Source organism: Winogradskya humida (genome assembly GCF_016862215.1).
GTDB classification, from domain to species: Bacteria; Actinomycetota; Actinomycetes; order Mycobacteriales; family Micromonosporaceae; genus Actinoplanes; species Actinoplanes humidus.
On the sequence record NZ_BOMN01000140.1, the window covers coordinates 23,176 to 38,490 of the forward strand.

General features: G+C 70.6%; 16 protein-coding genes. 8 read left to right on the forward strand and 8 right to left on the reverse strand.

The window, feature by feature from the left end:
- Positions 1-2: 2 nt before the first annotated feature.
- Positions 3-1,184: an ROK family transcriptional regulator gene (locus Ahu01nite_RS46545; RefSeq protein WP_203843181.1), complete on the reverse strand. Its 1,182-nt coding sequence runs from the start codon at positions 1,182-1,184 to the stop codon at positions 3-5.
- A gap of 178 nt (positions 1,185-1,362) precedes the next feature.
- On the opposite strand from Ahu01nite_RS46545, the gene Ahu01nite_RS51590 reads away from it, so the two are divergent.
- Complete coding sequence (locus tag Ahu01nite_RS51590) at positions 1,363-2,586, forward strand: chitosanase (RefSeq protein ID WP_203843182.1); 1,224 nt, start codon at positions 1,363-1,365, stop codon at positions 2,584-2,586.
- 53 nt (positions 2,587-2,639) lie between these two features.
- Here Ahu01nite_RS51590 and Ahu01nite_RS46555 read toward each other — a convergent pair whose 3' ends face one another.
- A complete protein-coding gene (locus tag Ahu01nite_RS46555; protein WP_239159692.1) occupies positions 2,640-3,134 on the reverse strand; it encodes an SDR family oxidoreductase in 495 nt (164 codons plus the stop codon).
- Between Ahu01nite_RS46555 and Ahu01nite_RS46560 the strand changes: the two genes are divergently transcribed.
- The gene (locus Ahu01nite_RS46560) at positions 3,129-3,695 is read left to right on the forward strand and encodes a TetR/AcrR family transcriptional regulator (protein WP_239159693.1); all 567 of its coding nucleotides are present in this window, start codon (positions 3,129-3,131) and stop codon (positions 3,693-3,695) included. The genes Ahu01nite_RS46555 and Ahu01nite_RS46560 overlap by 6 nt on opposite strands.
- On the opposite strand, the gene Ahu01nite_RS46565 is transcribed toward Ahu01nite_RS46560, so the two are convergent.
- A complete protein-coding gene (locus Ahu01nite_RS46565; RefSeq protein ID WP_203843196.1) occupies positions 3,692-4,849 on the reverse strand; it encodes a homogentisate 1,2-dioxygenase in 1,158 nt (385 codons plus the stop codon). The two genes, Ahu01nite_RS46560 and Ahu01nite_RS46565, sit on opposite strands and share 4 nt — an antisense overlap.
- A 77-nt stretch (positions 4,850-4,926) precedes the next feature.
- On the opposite strand from Ahu01nite_RS46565, the gene Ahu01nite_RS46570 reads away from it, so the two are divergent.
- From Ahu01nite_RS46570 to Ahu01nite_RS46585, 4 genes are read left to right on the forward strand one after another with little or no spacing between them, the layout of a single operon-like run.
- Positions 4,927-5,769, forward strand: a complete 843-nt coding sequence (locus tag Ahu01nite_RS46570) for a hypothetical protein (protein WP_203843183.1) — start codon at positions 4,927-4,929, stop codon at positions 5,767-5,769.
- Positions 5,766-6,860, forward strand: a complete 1,095-nt coding sequence (locus tag Ahu01nite_RS46575) for a fumarylacetoacetate hydrolase family protein (RefSeq protein ID WP_203843184.1) — start codon at positions 5,766-5,768, stop codon at positions 6,858-6,860. Before Ahu01nite_RS46570 ends, Ahu01nite_RS46575 begins: the two co-directional genes overlap by 4 nt.
- 26 nt (positions 6,861-6,886) lie before the next feature.
- Complete coding sequence (locus tag Ahu01nite_RS46580; protein WP_203843185.1) at positions 6,887-7,345, forward strand: SRPBCC family protein; 459 nt, start codon at positions 6,887-6,889, stop codon at positions 7,343-7,345.
- A gap of 14 nt (positions 7,346-7,359) precedes the next feature.
- The gene (locus Ahu01nite_RS46585; RefSeq protein WP_203843186.1) at positions 7,360-8,463 is read left to right on the forward strand and encodes an outer membrane protein assembly factor BamB family protein; all 1,104 of its coding nucleotides are present in this window, start codon (positions 7,360-7,362) and stop codon (positions 8,461-8,463) included.
- A gap of 375 nt (positions 8,464-8,838) precedes the next feature.
- On the opposite strand, the gene Ahu01nite_RS46590 is transcribed toward Ahu01nite_RS46585, so the two are convergent.
- Entirely contained in the window at positions 8,839-9,042 is a 204-nt protein-coding gene (locus tag Ahu01nite_RS46590; RefSeq protein ID WP_203843187.1) for a hypothetical protein, read from the reverse strand.
- A gap of 93 nt (positions 9,043-9,135) precedes the next feature.
- On the opposite strand from Ahu01nite_RS46590, the gene Ahu01nite_RS46595 reads away from it, so the two are divergent.
- Positions 9,136-9,897, forward strand: coding sequence for an SMP-30/gluconolactonase/LRE family protein (locus tag Ahu01nite_RS46595; protein WP_203843188.1), 762 nt, complete (start codon positions 9,136-9,138; stop codon positions 9,895-9,897).
- Positions 9,898-9,899: 2 nt separating this feature from the next.
- Here the strand turns inward: Ahu01nite_RS46595 and Ahu01nite_RS46600 are convergent, their stop codons facing one another.
- A complete protein-coding gene (locus Ahu01nite_RS46600; protein WP_203843189.1) occupies positions 9,900-11,012 on the reverse strand; it encodes an ROK family protein in 1,113 nt (370 codons plus the stop codon).
- Between the two features lie 52 nt (positions 11,013-11,064).
- Between Ahu01nite_RS46600 and Ahu01nite_RS46605 the strand changes: the two genes are divergently transcribed.
- The gene (locus Ahu01nite_RS46605) at positions 11,065-12,276 is read left to right on the forward strand and encodes an MFS transporter (RefSeq protein ID WP_203843197.1); all 1,212 of its coding nucleotides are present in this window, start codon (positions 11,065-11,067) and stop codon (positions 12,274-12,276) included.
- A gap of 215 nt (positions 12,277-12,491) precedes the next feature.
- Here Ahu01nite_RS46605 and hisC read toward each other — a convergent pair whose 3' ends face one another.
- The 3 genes from hisC to Ahu01nite_RS46620 form a co-directional block, all read right to left on the reverse strand.
- Positions 12,492-13,571, reverse strand: coding sequence for a histidinol-phosphate transaminase (gene hisC, locus Ahu01nite_RS46610; RefSeq protein WP_203843190.1), 1,080 nt, complete (start codon positions 13,569-13,571; stop codon positions 12,492-12,494).
- Complete coding sequence (locus tag Ahu01nite_RS46615) at positions 13,568-14,698, reverse strand: RDD family protein (protein WP_203843191.1); 1,131 nt, start codon at positions 14,696-14,698, stop codon at positions 13,568-13,570. Before Ahu01nite_RS46615 ends, hisC begins: the two co-directional genes overlap by 4 nt.
- A partial coding sequence (locus Ahu01nite_RS46620) for an RDD family protein (protein ID WP_239159694.1) occupies positions 14,695-15,315 on the reverse strand: 621 nt, incomplete at its 5' end. The genes Ahu01nite_RS46615 and Ahu01nite_RS46620, both read right to left, overlap by 4 nt.

Below are 15,315 nucleotides of genomic sequence, written 5' to 3' on the forward strand. Positions count from 1 at the left end.
CGTCAGTTGTCGCGAATTTCGGCGATCAATGCCTCGCGGACGGCGCTCAGGCCGGCGTCGAGGGTGCCGAGCAGCACCGCGTCGTCGTCGATGGAGGTGACGGCGATGGTGCTCTCCAGCGGGGCGGCCCGGCGGACCGCGGCGGTGACCGCGGCCAGCAGGGTTTCGCCCCCGGCGTGCGCGACCGGACCCGCGAGGACGACGAGCGAGGGGTCGAGCACGGCGATCACGGCGGCCAGTCCGACCGAGATCCGGTCCGCGAGCTGGCCGAAGAACTCCCCGGCCGCGCCCGGATCGGCCGCGGCGGAGGTGACAACTTCGAGCGGGGTCGTGCCGGTGATGCCGTGGTCCTGGCCGAGGGCGAGGACGGCCGCGCCGCCCACCAGGTCCTGAAGGTCGATCTTGCGATGGGTGGAGTCGGGGGCGTACAGCGGCATATAGCCGATCTCGCCGGCGCCGCCGCGGGCGCCGCGCATCAGGGTGCCGCCGATGTCGATCGCGAGGCCGAGACCCTCCTGGCCGAGCCAGAGCAGGGCGAAGCCGTCCGCGTCGCGCCCCACGCCGCGGCGGCGCTCGGCGATGGCGGCGAGGTTGACGTCGTTGTCGACGCCGATCCGGGTGCCCAGGGCCGCGGCGATCTCGGGGACCAGGCCGGGGCGGGCGAAGCCGTGGACGTCGACGTGGCGGATGGTTTCCGCGCGGGAGTCGTACGAGCCGGCCACGCCGAGCTGCACGTGGTGGATGCCGTCCTCGGGGATGCCGGCCTCGTCGCGCAGGGCCGCCACGACCTCGACCAGGGCGTCCTTCGGGTCGGTGTGCAGGAAGTCGACGTTGCGCTCGATCCGGGCGCGGACCGTCCCGGTGAGGTCGCAGAGCGCGGCGACGACCGAGGGGGCGCGGCTGGCGCCTATGTCCCGCACCGAGACGGCCGCGGCGTACGCTGCGTCGGGGTTGGCCGCATAGATCTCCGCGTTGGGTCCCGGGCGTCCGCTGTTGTGGCCGACGACCGTGACCAGCCCGGCCTCGGTGAGCCGGCGCAGCACCTCGGAGATCGTCGGGGTGGAGAGCTCGGTGAGCTTGCGCAGATCCGCGCGGGTCAGCCCGCCCGGCTCCAGCAGGTGGGCGAGTGCCGCGCTCGCGTTCATGGCGCGAAGCAGCTTGGACGAACCCGCCAGCCGTGTCACCAGGGCCCCCTCGGCATTGGCAAATGATCTAACAATTAACGGAAACGTAGGGCCTGGTCAGCCCGTACGTCAAGGGTTGGGCCTCCATGGAGGTCTATTGCTTAATCAGTTTTACTATTCTAGGGTCGGCGCTCATCCCCATCGATGGCATCCCACTCCATCCCCCACGAGGAGCGCCATGACCCGCAAGAGAACGCTGGCCTATGCCCTGGGCGCGGTAGTCGTGCCCGCCGCCGCAGTCGCATATGGCCTGCTCCCGGCCAGTGCGGCAACCGCAGGATCGATCACCGGCATCGGCGGCAAGTGCGTCGAGGTCGCGTCGGCCAGCACCGCCAACGGCGCCGCGATCCAGATCAGCACGTGCACCAGCGGCTCCGGCCAGATCTGGACGACCGGCAACACCGACAATTCCCTCAAGGTGCTCGGCAAGTGCATGGACGTCACCAGCGCGTCCACGGCCAACGGCGCCAAGGTCCAGCTCTACGACTGCAACGGCACGGCGGCCCAGAAGTGGACCGCGGGCAGCACCGGCACGCTGATCAACACCGGCTCCGGCAAGTGCCTGGACGCCACCGATCAGAGCTCGGCCAACGGCACCCGCCTGCAGATCTGGACCTGCGGCACGACCGCCAACCAGAAGTGGACGCTGCCCGGTGGCGGTAGCGCGCCGACTACCTCGCCCACTACTACTCCGCCTGCCACGGGCGTCGGCCTGGACAACGCCGCGAAGAAGGACGCGGCGATGCAGATCGTCTCCGCCGCCGAGAACTCGTCGCTGGACTGGCGTGCCCAGTTCAAGTACATCGAGGACATCGACGACGGTCGCGGCTACACCGCCGGGATCATCGGCTTCTGTTCGGGTACGGGCGACATGCTCGAACTTGTCGAGGCGTACACCGCCACCAAGCCCAGCAACGTGCTCGCCAAGTACCTCCCGGCCCTGCGCAACGTCGACGGCACCGACTCGCACGCAGGCCTCGACCCGAACTTCCCCGCAGACTGGCGTACGGCCGCCGCCGACACCGTCTTCCAGGCAGCCCAGGAGTCGGAGCGCGACCGCGTCTACTTCAACCCGTCGGTCCGCGACGGCAAGAGCGACGGCATCCGCGCTCTCGGCCAGTTCATCTACTACGACGCCGCGGTCATGCACGGCTACGAGGGCATGCGCCAGATCCGCACCCGCGCGCTCGCCAAGGCCAAGCCGCCGGCCCAGGGTGGCAACGAGACCACCTGGCTCAACGCCTTCCTCGACGAGCGCGTCATCGAGATGAACAAGGAGGAAGCCCACTCGGACACCAGCCGGGTGGACACCGCCCAGCGCGTCTTCCTCCGCAACGGCAACTTCGACCTGAACACCCCCCTCGACTTCGCCGTCTACGGCGAGTCCTTCCACATCAACTGATCACTGGGTGAAGCTCGCCTCCGTTCAGGAGGCGAGCTTCGCGGCACCTGGTGTCAGAGCTGGACAAGGCGCGCCCCGCCGTCGATGGTGAGGATCGTCCCGGTCGCCGACGGGTTCGTCGCCAGCAACGCCACCGCCTCGGCGATCTCGTCAGCGATGGAGACGTGGCCGACCGGCAGCCCGGCCGCCGCGGACGCGAACCATGCGATGCGGTCCTGTTCGGGCATGCCGTTCCACCAGGGTGTGTCGACCAGTCCGGGAGAGACGGCGTTCACCCGGCGCGGCGCGAGCTCGACGGCCAGCGGTCGTACGAGCGCTTCGACGGCGGCGTTGAGGGCGCCGAGCCCCGCGGTGCCGGGCATCGCGGCGAGCATGCCGGCGCCCTCCCCGCCGGACAGCGTGACGATCAGGGAATCGATGGGCGCGAGGTCGGCGGCGAGCTTGGCCACGGCTGTCGCGTCGTTGCCGTCCAGTTGGTGCGCGATCAGATCTGGGTCGGTGCCGGCGATCGCGGCGACCTTCGCGGAGCCGCGGCTGGCAACGTGCACGGTGCCGGTATTGCTCGCGGCAAGTCGGCAGGCGGTGGCGAGGCCGACACCCGAGGTGCCGCCGACGATGAGCGTGGTGGCTACGCCGCGGCCTCGATCGAGAAGATCGCCCAGCGGGCCGGGGTCGGCAAGCGGACGATCTACCGCTGGTGGCCGTCCAAGGGTGACGTCCTGATGGAAGCGCTCGCCCGCAAGGCGGACGTGCAAATCCCGCTGCCGGATGAGGGCAGCTGGGCCGCCGACCTGCGGCGCATGCTCGCCGACAGCTACGCCCTGGCCCGGGCGCCCCAGATCGGCGAGCTGTTGCGCGCCCTCATGACCGAGGCCCAGCTCGACCCCGCGTTCGCGGAGCGCTTCCGTGCCGAGTTCCTCGACCGCCGGCGTGCTGCGCTCGGCTCTCGTGTCGAGCGTGCACGCCGGCGGGGAGACCTCCCCGCGACCCTCACCGCGGAGTTCGCGGCGGACGTGGTCTTCGGGGTGTTCTGGTACAGGTTGATCGCCGTCCCGCAGCCCTTCGACGATCAGCTGGCCGACAACCTCGTGGCGCTCCTGAACACCTAGGACCGGTTCCAGGTCCAGGCATAGCCGCTGTCCTCGACCGAGAGGCCGGCGTCGCACAGATCGAGCGGGCGGAAGGTGTCGACCATGACGGCCAGTTCGTCGAAGGCCTCGGCGCCGATCGCCCGTTCGACCGCGCCCGGCTGGGGGCCGTGGGTGAAACCGGACGGGTGGAGCGAGATCGAGCCCTGTTCGATGCCCGAGCCACGGCGGGCCTCGTAGTTGCCGCCGGTGTAGAACATCATCTCGTCGGAGTCGACGTTGTGATGGTTGTACGGCACCGGGATCGCCAGCGGGTGATAGTCGACCTTGCGGGGGACGAACGAGCAGACCACGAAGTTGGGGCCCTCGAACGTCTGGTGCACGGGCGGGGGCTGGTGGACGCGGCCGGTGATCGGTTCGAAGTCGTGGATCGAGAACGCCCACGGGTAGAGGCAGCCGTCCCAGCCGACCACGTCGAAGGGGTGGTGGGCGTACACGTGGCGGGTCCAGCCCGCGCGGTGCCGCACGTACACCTCGACGTCTTCGCCCTCGACCTGTAGAGGCGAGACCGGCGCGCGCTGATCACGTTCGCAGTAGGGGGCGTGTTCGAGGAATTGCCCGCGTACGGAGAGATAACGCTTAGGGGGTCCGATGTGCCCGGTCGCCTCGATGGTGAGTATCCGGACAAGTCCTTCGGGCACGATTCGGTGCACGACCGAGGTCGGAATGACGACATAGTCGCCGGGCCCGACGGAGAGGGCGCCGAAGGTCGTCTCGATCGTCGCCGAGCCCTCCTCGACATAGAGGCACTCGTCGCCGACAGCGTTGCGGTAGAGCGGTGACGGGCGGTCCGCGATCGCGTAACCGATCCGCACGTCACCGTTGGCGAGCAGCGGAATCCGACCCAGCACAGCGTCGGCCGGGCCGGCGCCGAGCTTGTGCGTGCGCAGGTGCCGGGGCTTGAGCGGCAGATTCGGGGTCTGTCCGCCGCCCGGGTGCTCGTACACCTCGGCCGCCGTGATCGCCGTCGGCGGATAGCGGTGATAGAGCAGCGACGAGTCGGAGGAGAAGCCCTCCTGACCCATGAGCTCCTCGGCATAGAGTCCGCCGTCCGGCCGGCGGAACTGGGTGTGCCGCTTGCGGGGGATCTCCCCGGCACTGCGGTAGTAGGGCATCGTTGCCACCACCCTTAGGAAACTGACATTACGGACGGTGTTGTCCGGCTCTCGCAGCGTCCATTAGGTTCAGTTTCGTGTCAACGCTGGTGCCGCCGCTCTTCGCAGGGCTCGTGGACGACGCTTCCGTGCTTCCGCCGGGCGTCGTCACGGTGGCTGACGCCGTCGAGGCCCACCGCAAGCACCTGACCGCCTGGTACGCGCCGATGGTCGGTGCGCTGCTCGTGCCCGCGTCGCAGGCGGCCTTCGAGGTGTCACCCCGCGGTCTCTCCGTCGGCGTGGTGAACGACGGCCCGATCGGCGCCCTCCCGCTGGCCGTCGCGAAGTTGCGGGCGAGCGGCGCGGCGGTCGGCCAGGTCGAAGCGCTGGTCGCGCGGCGCGGTGAGGACCCGCAACCCGGCCTGGTCGCGCTGCGGGAGTTCGCCGCCGGCGAGCACGACCTCGATGTGTACGCCGAGATCCCGCTGAGCTGGGGCCTGCTCGCCGCCCTCGACACCCTCGCTTCCTGGGAACCGGGTCCGGTCATCCGCCCCAAGTTCCGCATCGGCGGGCTGGCCGCGGAGCTCTTCCCCACCCCGGTCGAGCTGGCCGCCGTGATCTGCGCCTGCCGCGACCGTGACCTGCGGTTCAAGCTCGCCGCCGGGCTGCGGCACGCGCTGCGGCACACCGACCCGGAGACCGGCTTCACCCATCACGGCTTCCTCAACGTGCTGGTCGCCTCCGCGCTGGCGGCGGACGGCGGGGAGGTGGCCGATGTCGCGGAGGTGCTCGCGGCCACCCATCCGGTGCCGCTCGTCGAGCCCGCCCGTGCGCGGCGCGCCCAGCAGCGGCCGCTCTGCGTCGGCTTCGGCACCGTCAACGTGCTCGAGCCGCTGACCGAGCTGGTCCGCCTCGGCCTGGTCAACGGGGGCTACGAATGAGCCTTTTCGGACTCGACAACCTGCCTTACGGCGTTTTCTCGGATAAATCGGGCGTCAGGAGGATCGGTGTCCGCTTCGGCGACGCCGTGCTCGACCTGACCCACCTGGGTGGGGTTTTCCAGCAGCCCACGCTCAACCCCTTGATGTCGCTCGGCCGTCCACGCTGGGCCGAACTGCGCGCCCAGATCACTGAGCAGGCGCCGGACCTGCCCAGGATCCCGCTCGACGCGGTGAGCCTGCACCTGCCGTTCGAGGTCGCCGACTACACCGACTTCTACTCCTCCGAACACCACGCCACGAACGTCAGCCGGATCCTGCGCCCGAACAACCCGGGCCTGCCGCCGGCCTGGAAGCGGCTCCCGATCGGCTATCACGGCAGGTCCGCGACGGTCGTGGTCTCCGGTACGCCCGTCGAACGCCCGCACGGGCAGCTCGGCGTGGACGTCTTCGGGCCCTCCGAGCGGCTCGACATCGAGGCCGAGGTGGGCTTTGTCGTGGGCGTGCCGGGCCGGCGCATCGCCACGGGTGACTTCGCCGAGCACGTCTTCGGCGTGGTGCTGGTCAACGACTGGTCGGCCCGGGACATTCAGGCGTTCGAGAACCAGCCGCTCGGCCCGTTCCTGTCCAAGTCGTTCGCCACGTCGGTGTCGCCGTGGGTGGTGCCGCTGGCCGCGTTCGCGTCGCTGGCCGCCCCGGCGCAGGATCCGCGGCCCCAGCCGTACCTGCTGCCGCCCGGACCTGCCCTGGACGTCGAGCTGCGGGTGGAATGGAACGACACCGAGGTCAGCAATCCGCCGTACGCCCAGATGTATTGGACGGCCGCGCAGCAGCTCGCCCACCTCACGGTCAACGGCGCGGCGGTGCGCACCGGTGACCTCTACGCCTCGGGCACGGTCTCCGGCCCGGCCCGGGATCAGGCCGGCTCCTTCCTGGAGCTGACCGGCAACGGCGAGCAGCCGGTCAAGCTCGCCGACGGCGCCGAGCGTTCCTTCCTGCTGGACGGCGACACCGTCACGATCAGCGCCACGGCCGCCGGTGCGGGTGGTGCAAGAATCGGCCTCGGCGAGGTAACCGGAACTGTCTGTCCCTAGTTCGCAACTCCCCGTACGGTTATCCCATGTCCACGGTCGCGGTGACCCGCCTGATCGAGGCACCCGTCGTCACGGTCTGGCGCGTCTTCACCGACCTGCCCCGCCGCCGTGAATGGCTGTCCACGGTCACCCGGGTCGACATGCTCACCCAGGGACCCTTCGGGCGCGGCACGGTCTGGCGCGAAACCCGGACCATGGCCGACGGCGGTGAGGTCACCGAGGAATTCCGGGTACGCGAATGCGCCATCCCGGAACGTTTCGTGGTCGCCTCCCCGGGACTCGGCGCCGACTACCGCATGACGTACATGTTCACGCCGGTGATCGAGGGCCGGCACCGCGGCGGCACGATGGTCACCGTGGTCCAGGACGGCAGCCCCACGGCTCCCGCCGGACGGTTGCTGGCGTTGGTGTTCGGGGGGCTTGCCGCGCGTACGGTCGAAGGTGCTCTCCGCCGTGACCTGGACGACCTGGCCGCAGCCGCCTGAAATAGGGTCCGGGGGTGACCCGGAAACCGCTCAGCGTGCTGACTGCGATCGTCCTGCTCGCCGTCGCCGCCCTGATCGGCTGGCGGGTGCTGCGCCCGGCGGAGGTCGTGGAGGCGGCGAAGGACCCCTACCCGGTGGCCCAGATCCTGCCCGCGGGTGTCACGGGCAAGACCACGCTGGCGCCGCTGATCGTTGACGGACGCCTGCGGGTGTACGCGGGTGAGCGCTCGATCAAAGCGGACGCCCCCGTCGGCGCGCGCCTGATGATCACCCCGCGCTGGTCCTACCGGCGCTGGCCCGCGAAACTCAGCGGGCTGGTCGCGATCGGCGCCACGGTGGTCAGCCGGTGGGACGACGGGCTGCTGGTCGCGCTTGACGGGCGTACGGGAAAAGTGCTCTGGAAAGCGAACGGCCCGGTAGCGACAGCCTTCACCGGCCGCACGGGTTCCGACGCGGTCTACGCACCCCCGGGCCTGTTCACGTCGGGCAGCACGGTCCTGACGCTCGACCGCGGGCAGTTGACGGCATGGTCCGTTTCGGACGGCACCCAGCGCTGGAGCACTACTCTCCCGGCGGGCTGCATCGCCGGCTTCACCACCGTGGGCGGCAGCTTCGCGTGCGGCGTGGGCGCCTGGGACGTCACCACAGGGAAACCGCTGCGCTCCTGGCCCGTCGGCCCGTCAACCCCGGTGGGCTGCGAGGTTGCCGGCTCCGCCTGCCCCGGCCTGCGCGACGCGGCCGGCCAGGAATGGGACGTCACCGCGGCCCGGCCCACCACCGGCGGACTGCACCTCACCACGGACGGGGGCGCGGTCACCGCATCGGGCACGGCCGTCTGGCGCTGGCCTTCCCAAGCCACCATCCTGGGGGTACGCGGTGAGCACGTCATCCTGCTCGCCGACGTCGACCTGGTTGTGCTGGACGCCCGCACCGGCGCCCAGCTGTCCCGTTTCCCGCTCTACGTTCCCGATGAGCGGGTCGAGCCGTGGAAGCCCTACCGCTGGCAACTGACCGGCGCCTGGCTGGCTCTCGAGCGCTTGCGCCCGGGCGCGGGAACCGACCCGTCGGAGCCCAACCACTTCTACACGGTGGATCCGGTCATCATCGCCGCGCTCTGAAACTGTCACAGGGTCTATTTAGGATCAGAACACCGTCAGATCGGCGGATGTTGATCCCGGAGACAATAGAGCCGCCCCTTCGTCGGACGGCTTCGATTTGCTCGACCGGGTGGAGTTCGCCGTCGGCGGCGCCCGCGAGGCCGAACGCATCCGCCCGGCGGGACGAGCCTCGCTGGTGGTGATGGACCCGAGAATCGCCTCGGCAGCCGCGTCGGTCGTCTGGATACCTCTCGTCGCGAAAGCGGGCCTTGCTAAGCCCGGCCCGGCCCGGCCCGGCCCGGCCCGGCCCGGCCCGGCCCGGCCCGGCCCGGCCCGGCCCGGCCCGGCGCGTCGCGGAGCAACGACGTGGTGTCGTCGCTCCGCTTTCGCGGTCGGTCAGTCGGTGACCGGTGCGTTGATGCGGCCGGAGGCCTTCTTCTGGTGGATGACGGCGTAGGTTTCTGCGAGGTTGAGCAGCTGGGTGGCGCTCAGGTTCGCCTCCGCCCCGGCGAGGATCCGCTTCATCAGGGTCACCTTTGCTCGCAGCACGAGGTGCTTTTCCTCGTCCACCAACTTGTCCAGCTCGTCGCCGGTTGCCACAGGCGCTCCCTTCGGTCCGGCCCACCCGGGGATCGGGGCGAGCCGCAACCCCAAACGAGCGGCGGCGGCTCGGGTGACGCTTAGCCTGGCTTGATGGGTGAGGCTCGGGTGGTGCTGGACGGGTTGGTGTTCGGCGAGTCGGTGCGGTGGCATGCGGGGCGGGTCTGGTTCTGCGACTGGGGTGCCGGCCAGGTCGTCCGGGTCGTCGACGGCAGGGCTGAGGTGGTTGCCCGGGTTGATGACTTTCCGTTCTGCGTCGACTGGCTGCCGGACGGCCGGATGCTGACCATCACCGGCCGGGGCGTGCTGCTGCGCGACGGAACGCCCTTTGCCGCGCTGGAGTCGCCTTATCCGTGGAACGACATCGCGGTCGACCGGCACGGGAACGCCTTCGTGAACAACATCGGGTACGCCTTCGGGGTGGGGGAGCCGGCGCCCGGCACGATCAGCGTCGTCACCCCGGACGGCGCGAGCCGGGAGGTCGCGGCCGGCCTGGAGTTTCCCAACGGGATGGCGGTTCTCGGCGACACGCTGATCGTCGCCGAGTCCCACGCTTCGCGTCTCTCGGCTTTCACCATCGCCGCGGACGGCACCCTGAGCAGTCGTCGCATCTGGGCCACCGTCGACGAATCAGCCCCCGACGGCATCTTCCCGGACCCGTCCGGCGCCATCTGGTACGCCGACGTCCCCAACAAGGAATGCACCCTGGTCCGCGAGGGCGGCGAAGTCATCCGCCGCATCCCCTTCGACCGCGGCGCCTTCGACTGCGCCCTCGCGGGCAACACCCTCTACGCGGTAATCGCCCACTACCCCAGCGATTCCCCCTCAGGCCGGCTCGTCGCCGTCGACCTCTGAGCTCAGACCAGGGTGGTGAGCAGGGCGGTCCAGGCTTCTTCGGCGGCTCCGGCGAGGGGGCCGTCGTCGCCGAGGGTGGAGGGGAGGATGGGGGGTGGGTTTTCTCGGCGGAAGCCCATCAGGCCTGCTCGGTATGCCTGGTTGATGTGGGCCGGGGCGGCGGCGAGGAGGTCTGTGCCCAGGCCTCCCAGGGTGACCAGGTCCGGGTCGAGACCGTTGACCAGGCCGGCGATGCCTCGGCCGAGGGCGGTGGCGGCTGTTGCGGTTGCTGCTGCCGGGGCCGGGTCGGTGGAGGCGATGACGCGGCGGGCGTAGGAGATGGGGTCCCGGGGTTGGTGGTGGCCGAGGAGGCGGGCGAGGGCTGAGCCGTCGACGGCGGTGCCCCAGCAGCCGTAGGCGCCGCAGGGGCATTCGACCGTGGGGTCGCCGAAGGGCATGTGGCCGAATTCGCCGGCTGCGCCGAGGGCTCCGACCAGGACGCGGCCGCCGTCGACCACGGCGCCGCCCAGGCCGGCCTCGACTCGCAGGTGGAGGGCTACCGAGGCGCCCACCGCTGCGCCCCGGTGGGATTCTGCGCTGGCGGCCAGGGTGGCGTCGTTGCCGGCTACGAAGATCCCGGCTTTGGGCCAGATGGCGGCCAGGTCGACGTTTCGCCAGTTCAGGTTGCTGGCGTCGAGCATGAGGTCGCGGGAGACCGTGCCGGGGACCGCGATGCCGATGCCGCGGATGCGGTCGCCGTATTCCGTGCGGAGGCGGGCCACCGCGGCGCCGACGGCTGCGACCACTTCGTCGCCCGTGCGGTCGCCCAGGTCTTCGCGGATCGTGGCCAGGGCGGCGCCGCCGAGTTCGACCACGTCGACCCGCCACTGTTCGTGGGTGATGGAGGTGGCGGCGATGAGGGGGCCGCGTGGGTGCGGGATGAGTGCCGTGGTCGGGCGGCCGCGGGAGCCGCTCGGTGCTGCCGGGGCCTCGGCCAGGAGCTCGGCGTGGCCCAGGCGGCCGACGAGTTCCGTGGTCGCGCCGGTGCCGACGCCGATCAGCCGGGCCGCGTCTGCCCGGGTGACGCCGGGACGGGCATGGATCACTCGCAGCAGCTCTGTTGCGCGGGTCGTCACACCGTTCCCCCTTCTTAAGCTCGGATGTGGAGCATATTCTCGTACGGTGAAGATGAACCACCGCGGTGCAATCGTCGCCCTTGGCGCTGCCTGCTTTGCCTATGTCACGGCGGAAACCATCCCTGTGGGGCTGCTGCCGGAGATCGCGTCCGGTCTGCGGGTCAGCGAGGCGGACGTCGGCCTGCTGCTGACGAGCTACGCACTTGTCGCCGGTCTGACCACCATCCCGCTGACCGCGTTGACCATGCGGGTCCCGCGGCATGTGCTGCTCGCCGTCACCCTGGGAATCTTCGCGACAGCTCAGTTGGTGGCAGCTTTCGCCCCCACCTTCCTCATCCTCGCCCTGTCTCGGCTGATCTGTGCGGTGGCGCACGGCGTGTTCTGGTCGACGGTCGCCCCGGTGGCCGCCCGGCTGGCTCCTGCCGGGCAGGCGGGCAAGGCGACCGCCATGGTCTTCCTCGGCAATTCGCTGGCTCTGGTGCTCGGTGTGCCGCTCGGGACGGCGCTCGGGCAGTGGCTGGGCTGGCGGGTCGCGCTGCTCGTGCTGGCGGGGATCGGGGTCGCCTGTGTGGCGGCGCTGCTGCTGGTGCTGCCCAAGCTTCCACCGCTGCCGCACGACCTCGCCACCCGCGCCGGCGCGCAGTTGCGCAACTCGGTGCGGATCGCCCGCTCCGGGTCGGTCGCGGTGGTCTGCCTGCTCACCCTGGCGATCGTGGTCGGGCATTTCGCCGCTTACACGTACGTCGCGCCGCTCGTGCGCCGCGATGCCGGGCTCGAGGGCGGCGGGCTGAGCCTCGTGCTGCTCGGGTACGGCGCCGCGGGCCTGCTCGGCAACTGGCTCGTCGGCCGCTGGGTGGACCGGCGTCCGCGCCCGCTGCTCACCACGCTGATCTCGGCGATCGTGGTCTCGCTGGCGCTGCTGGTGCCGGTGCTCGGGCCGGTGCCGACGGTCGTGGCGATCCTGGTCTGGGGCGGGGCGTTCACGGCGCTGCCGGTGGTGCTCCAGACGACGATCATGCGGGTGGCGCCCAGGGCGCGGGAGTCCGCGTCGGCGGTTTACGTGGTCGCGTTCCAGGTCGGCATCGGCGGCGGCGCGTTCGTCGGCGAGCGCATGGTCAGCAACGGCCTTCTCGCGTGGCTCCCCGTGCTGGCGGCGCTGCTCGCCCTGAGCGCCGGCGTGGTCGTGCTTCTCGCACGCCAGACGTTCCCGTCACACGCCCCCCACCACGACGAAACCGACGACCACGTTCTCGCGCACGCCTGATTTTGTTCTTGAAGCCGGTAGTCAGCGGCTCACCGGTGAAGCTGCCTCCATCGCCTCGCTGAAGAGCCTGATTTTGATCTTGAAAGAGAGACCACGCACGCAGAAAGAAGGGCCCGGGGATCCGTTCTCGGAGCGCCAGCTCCTGGATCCTCGGGCCCGGCCTCGACGGGAGTTGCGGTCAGCACCACCCACCGAGCTACGACATCTTGATCTTTTTAGATTGCGGCTTTCTCGGCCACTGCCAGGAACGTGTCGTTCTCTTCGGGCGTGCCGATCGTGACCCGGACGCCATCACCCTGGAAGGGCCGGACGATCACACCGCGCTGCTCACAGGCCGCACCGAAAGCCGCAGCTCGGTCACCCAGCGGGAGCCAGACGAAGTTGGACTGGCTCGCCGGGACGTCCGGGAAGATCTTGCGGATCGCCTCGGTGACCCGGGCCCGCTCGTCGACGACGATGGCGCAGCGCCGCCTGACCTCGGCCTCCTGGTCGAGGGCCGCGAGTGCGGCGGCCTGGGCGACCATGCTGGTCGAGAACGGCGTGAGCACCTTGCGGATGGCACCGGCCACCTCGGGCTGCGCCACCAGATAACCGACCCGCAGGCCCGCCAGACCCCAGGCCTTGCTCAAGGTCCGGAGAACAACAACATTCGGTCGATCACCGTACGCGCGGAGCCCGTCAGGCACGTCCGCATCGGTGACGAATTCCCTGTACGCCTCGTCGAGCACCACGAGCGTGTCGTCGGGGACGGCGTCGAGGAACCGGTCGAGCTCGTCCTTGCGGGAGCTGGTGCCGGTCGGGTTGTTCGGGTTGCAGACGATCACGAGCCTGGTCCGGTCGGTGATCGCGTCGGCCATCGCGGGGAGGTCGTGCCCGTGCGCCGCGGTGTTCGGCACGCGGACGCTGGTGGCACCCACCCCGGCGGCGATGATCGGGTACGCCTCGAACGAGCGCCACGAGTACACGACCTCGTCGCCCGGCAGGCACGTCGCCTTGACCAGGTGCTCGGCGAGCGCCACCGAGCCGCCACCGGTGACGATGCGGTCGGCGTCGACGTCCAGCCAGCCGGCGAGCTTGTCTCGCAGCGCCACCGAGCCGGCGTCCGGGTAGCGGTGCGACTGGGTGACCGCCTCCGCGATCGCCTCGGCCACGCCGGGCAGCGGCCCGAACGGCACCTCGTTGCTGGCCAGCTTGATCGCCTCGGCGAGGCCGAGCTCGCGGGCCACATCCGCGACGTTCCGGCCGGCCACGTACGCGGGCAGCGCGTCCAGGTCCGCGCGCGTCAACCTGGTCATCGTCGTCCTCCGGTCGGGTCGTTCTCGTTCTCGGGCTTGATCTGCGCCGGCGGCTGGGCGTGCGCCGGCGGGGCCATGACCACCACGGTCCCGGCCGACTTGTCATGCAGTGCCTGGTGCAGCTTCTGGTCGAACAGCACCGACCCGGAGTCGATCAGCTGGGCCAGGAAGCCGACGCCGTAACAACTCCACAGCGGCGTCCACATGCCGAGCCGCCCCCAGCGCCGGAACGCCCGCCCGAAGCCGAGCGCGGTGGTGTCCTCCAGCTTGACCACCTTCACCCCGAGCAGCCGTTTGCCCAGCGTCTGCCCGCTGTTCGCGAGCGCCGGGACTTCGTAGGCGAACCAGAGCGCTGTGGTCACCACCAGGATGGTCAGCATGATGTAGCTCGACCGGGCCGAGGCCGCTTCGGGAGTCGCCAGCGGGTCTTCCATCGTCGCGCGGAAGATCGGTTCCACTTCCTGCCACCACTGGTACGCGAGCCAGCCGTTCACCAGCACGTTCAGCACGAGGACAGCGACGATGTCGATCAGGCGCGCTACGAGGCGACGGCCGAGCCCGGCCAGCGGGAGGCCGTGCGGGCGGGCCTGGACCTGGTAGGGGAACGGGTACGCCTGCATCGGGAAGCCGGGCGGCGGCGTCCAGCCTGCGGGGGGCGTCCATCCGGGCGGGGGCTGCCAGCCGGGCTGAGGTTGCCAACCCGGCTGGGGCTGCCAGCCGGGTTGGGGCTGCCAGCCGGGGGGTGTCCAGCCCGGGGGCGGGGTCCAGCCGGGTGGCGGGGTCCAGCCCTGCGGGGGCGCCCAGCCCTGCGGCGGCGTGTTGCCTGCTGCCGGGTATTGCTGGCCGGGCGGAGTCTGCTGCGGGGCCTGCCCGGTCTGGCCGGCCTGCCCGGTCTGGCCGGCCTGCCCGGTCTGGCCGGCCTGCCCGGTCTGGGCGGCCTCACCGATCTGGGAGGCGGGTGCGGTGTGATCGGGGGCAGCGGCCGGGGGTTCCTCGGCGGGCGGGGGGCCGTCGGGCGGGGTCTGATCCGCCGGGATCGCCTTGCCGAGCCAGCCCTCGCCGTCCCACCAGCGCTGGGTCTCGGGGTCGGCCGGGTCCTTGTACCAACCGGCGGAAAGCGAACTCATGGCGCAACCTTTATCACGACTGTCCCTGCGGCCTTGTCGTGCAGGGTCTGCTGGTAGGGCTTGTCCGACAGTTGCCAGAGGCCGTCCACGAAGCTGAAGAACGGGACGAGACCGCCGACGAACTCCACGAGGTAGCGCTTGGCGGCGCGGCCCCGGGTGAGTTTGGTGCCGGGTTCGATGGGGATCACCTGGAGCTTGAGCCACTTCTTGCCGAACGTCTGGCCGCCCCGGTACATCATCTCTACGTAGTAGACGTAGTACGCGATCAGGACGAACAGGACGAGACCCAGCTCCAGCAGCAGGAACGGGACGAAGAGGTCGTCGATGAAGGCGCTCGGGTCCGGCGTTGCGTACGGGTCGCTGTAGGTCGTTGCCATGTTGTCGAACGTGCTGGTGAGCAGCCAGATGTAGATCGGCAGGAACAGTACGGTCGCCACGGCCGACAGGAGCGCGCTGTCGATCATGTACGCCAGCAGGCGAGTCCCGAAGTCGGCCAGCGGCCGCCCGTCGGGGCTCAGCGGCACCGGCATCGGCCGATAGCCCTGCGGCCCCAATCCGGGAGGCGGCGGCCAGTAACCGCCGGGCGGGGGCGGGCCATACCCGGGCGGGGGCGGGCC

What these genes read in the sequence shown, in the direction of transcription:
- Ahu01nite_RS51590 (WP_203843182.1), top strand. Translation starts at nt 1,363, where the DNA reads ATGACCCGCAAGAGAACGCTGGCCTATGCCCTGGGCGCGGTAGTCGTG.
- Ahu01nite_RS46565 (WP_203843196.1), bottom strand. Translation starts at nt 4,849, where the DNA reads ATGCCCTACTACCGCAGTGCCGGGGAGATCCCCCGCAAGCGGCACACC.
- Ahu01nite_RS46575 (WP_203843184.1), top strand. Translation starts at nt 5,766, where the DNA reads ATGAGCCTTTTCGGACTCGACAACCTGCCTTACGGCGTTTTCTCGGAT.
- Ahu01nite_RS46580 (WP_203843185.1), top strand. Translation starts at nt 6,887, where the DNA reads ATGTCCACGGTCGCGGTGACCCGCCTGATCGAGGCACCCGTCGTCACG.
- Ahu01nite_RS46595 (WP_203843188.1), top strand. Translation starts at nt 9,136, where the DNA reads ATGGGTGAGGCTCGGGTGGTGCTGGACGGGTTGGTGTTCGGCGAGTCG.
- Ahu01nite_RS46605 (WP_203843197.1), top strand. Translation starts at nt 11,065, where the DNA reads ATGAACCACCGCGGTGCAATCGTCGCCCTTGGCGCTGCCTGCTTTGCC.
- hisC (WP_203843190.1), bottom strand. Translation starts at nt 13,571, where the DNA reads ATGACCAGGTTGACGCGCGCGGACCTGGACGCGCTGCCCGCGTACGTG.
- Ahu01nite_RS46615 (WP_203843191.1), bottom strand. Translation starts at nt 14,698, where the DNA reads ATGAGTTCGCTTTCCGCCGGTTGGTACAAGGACCCGGCCGACCCCGAG.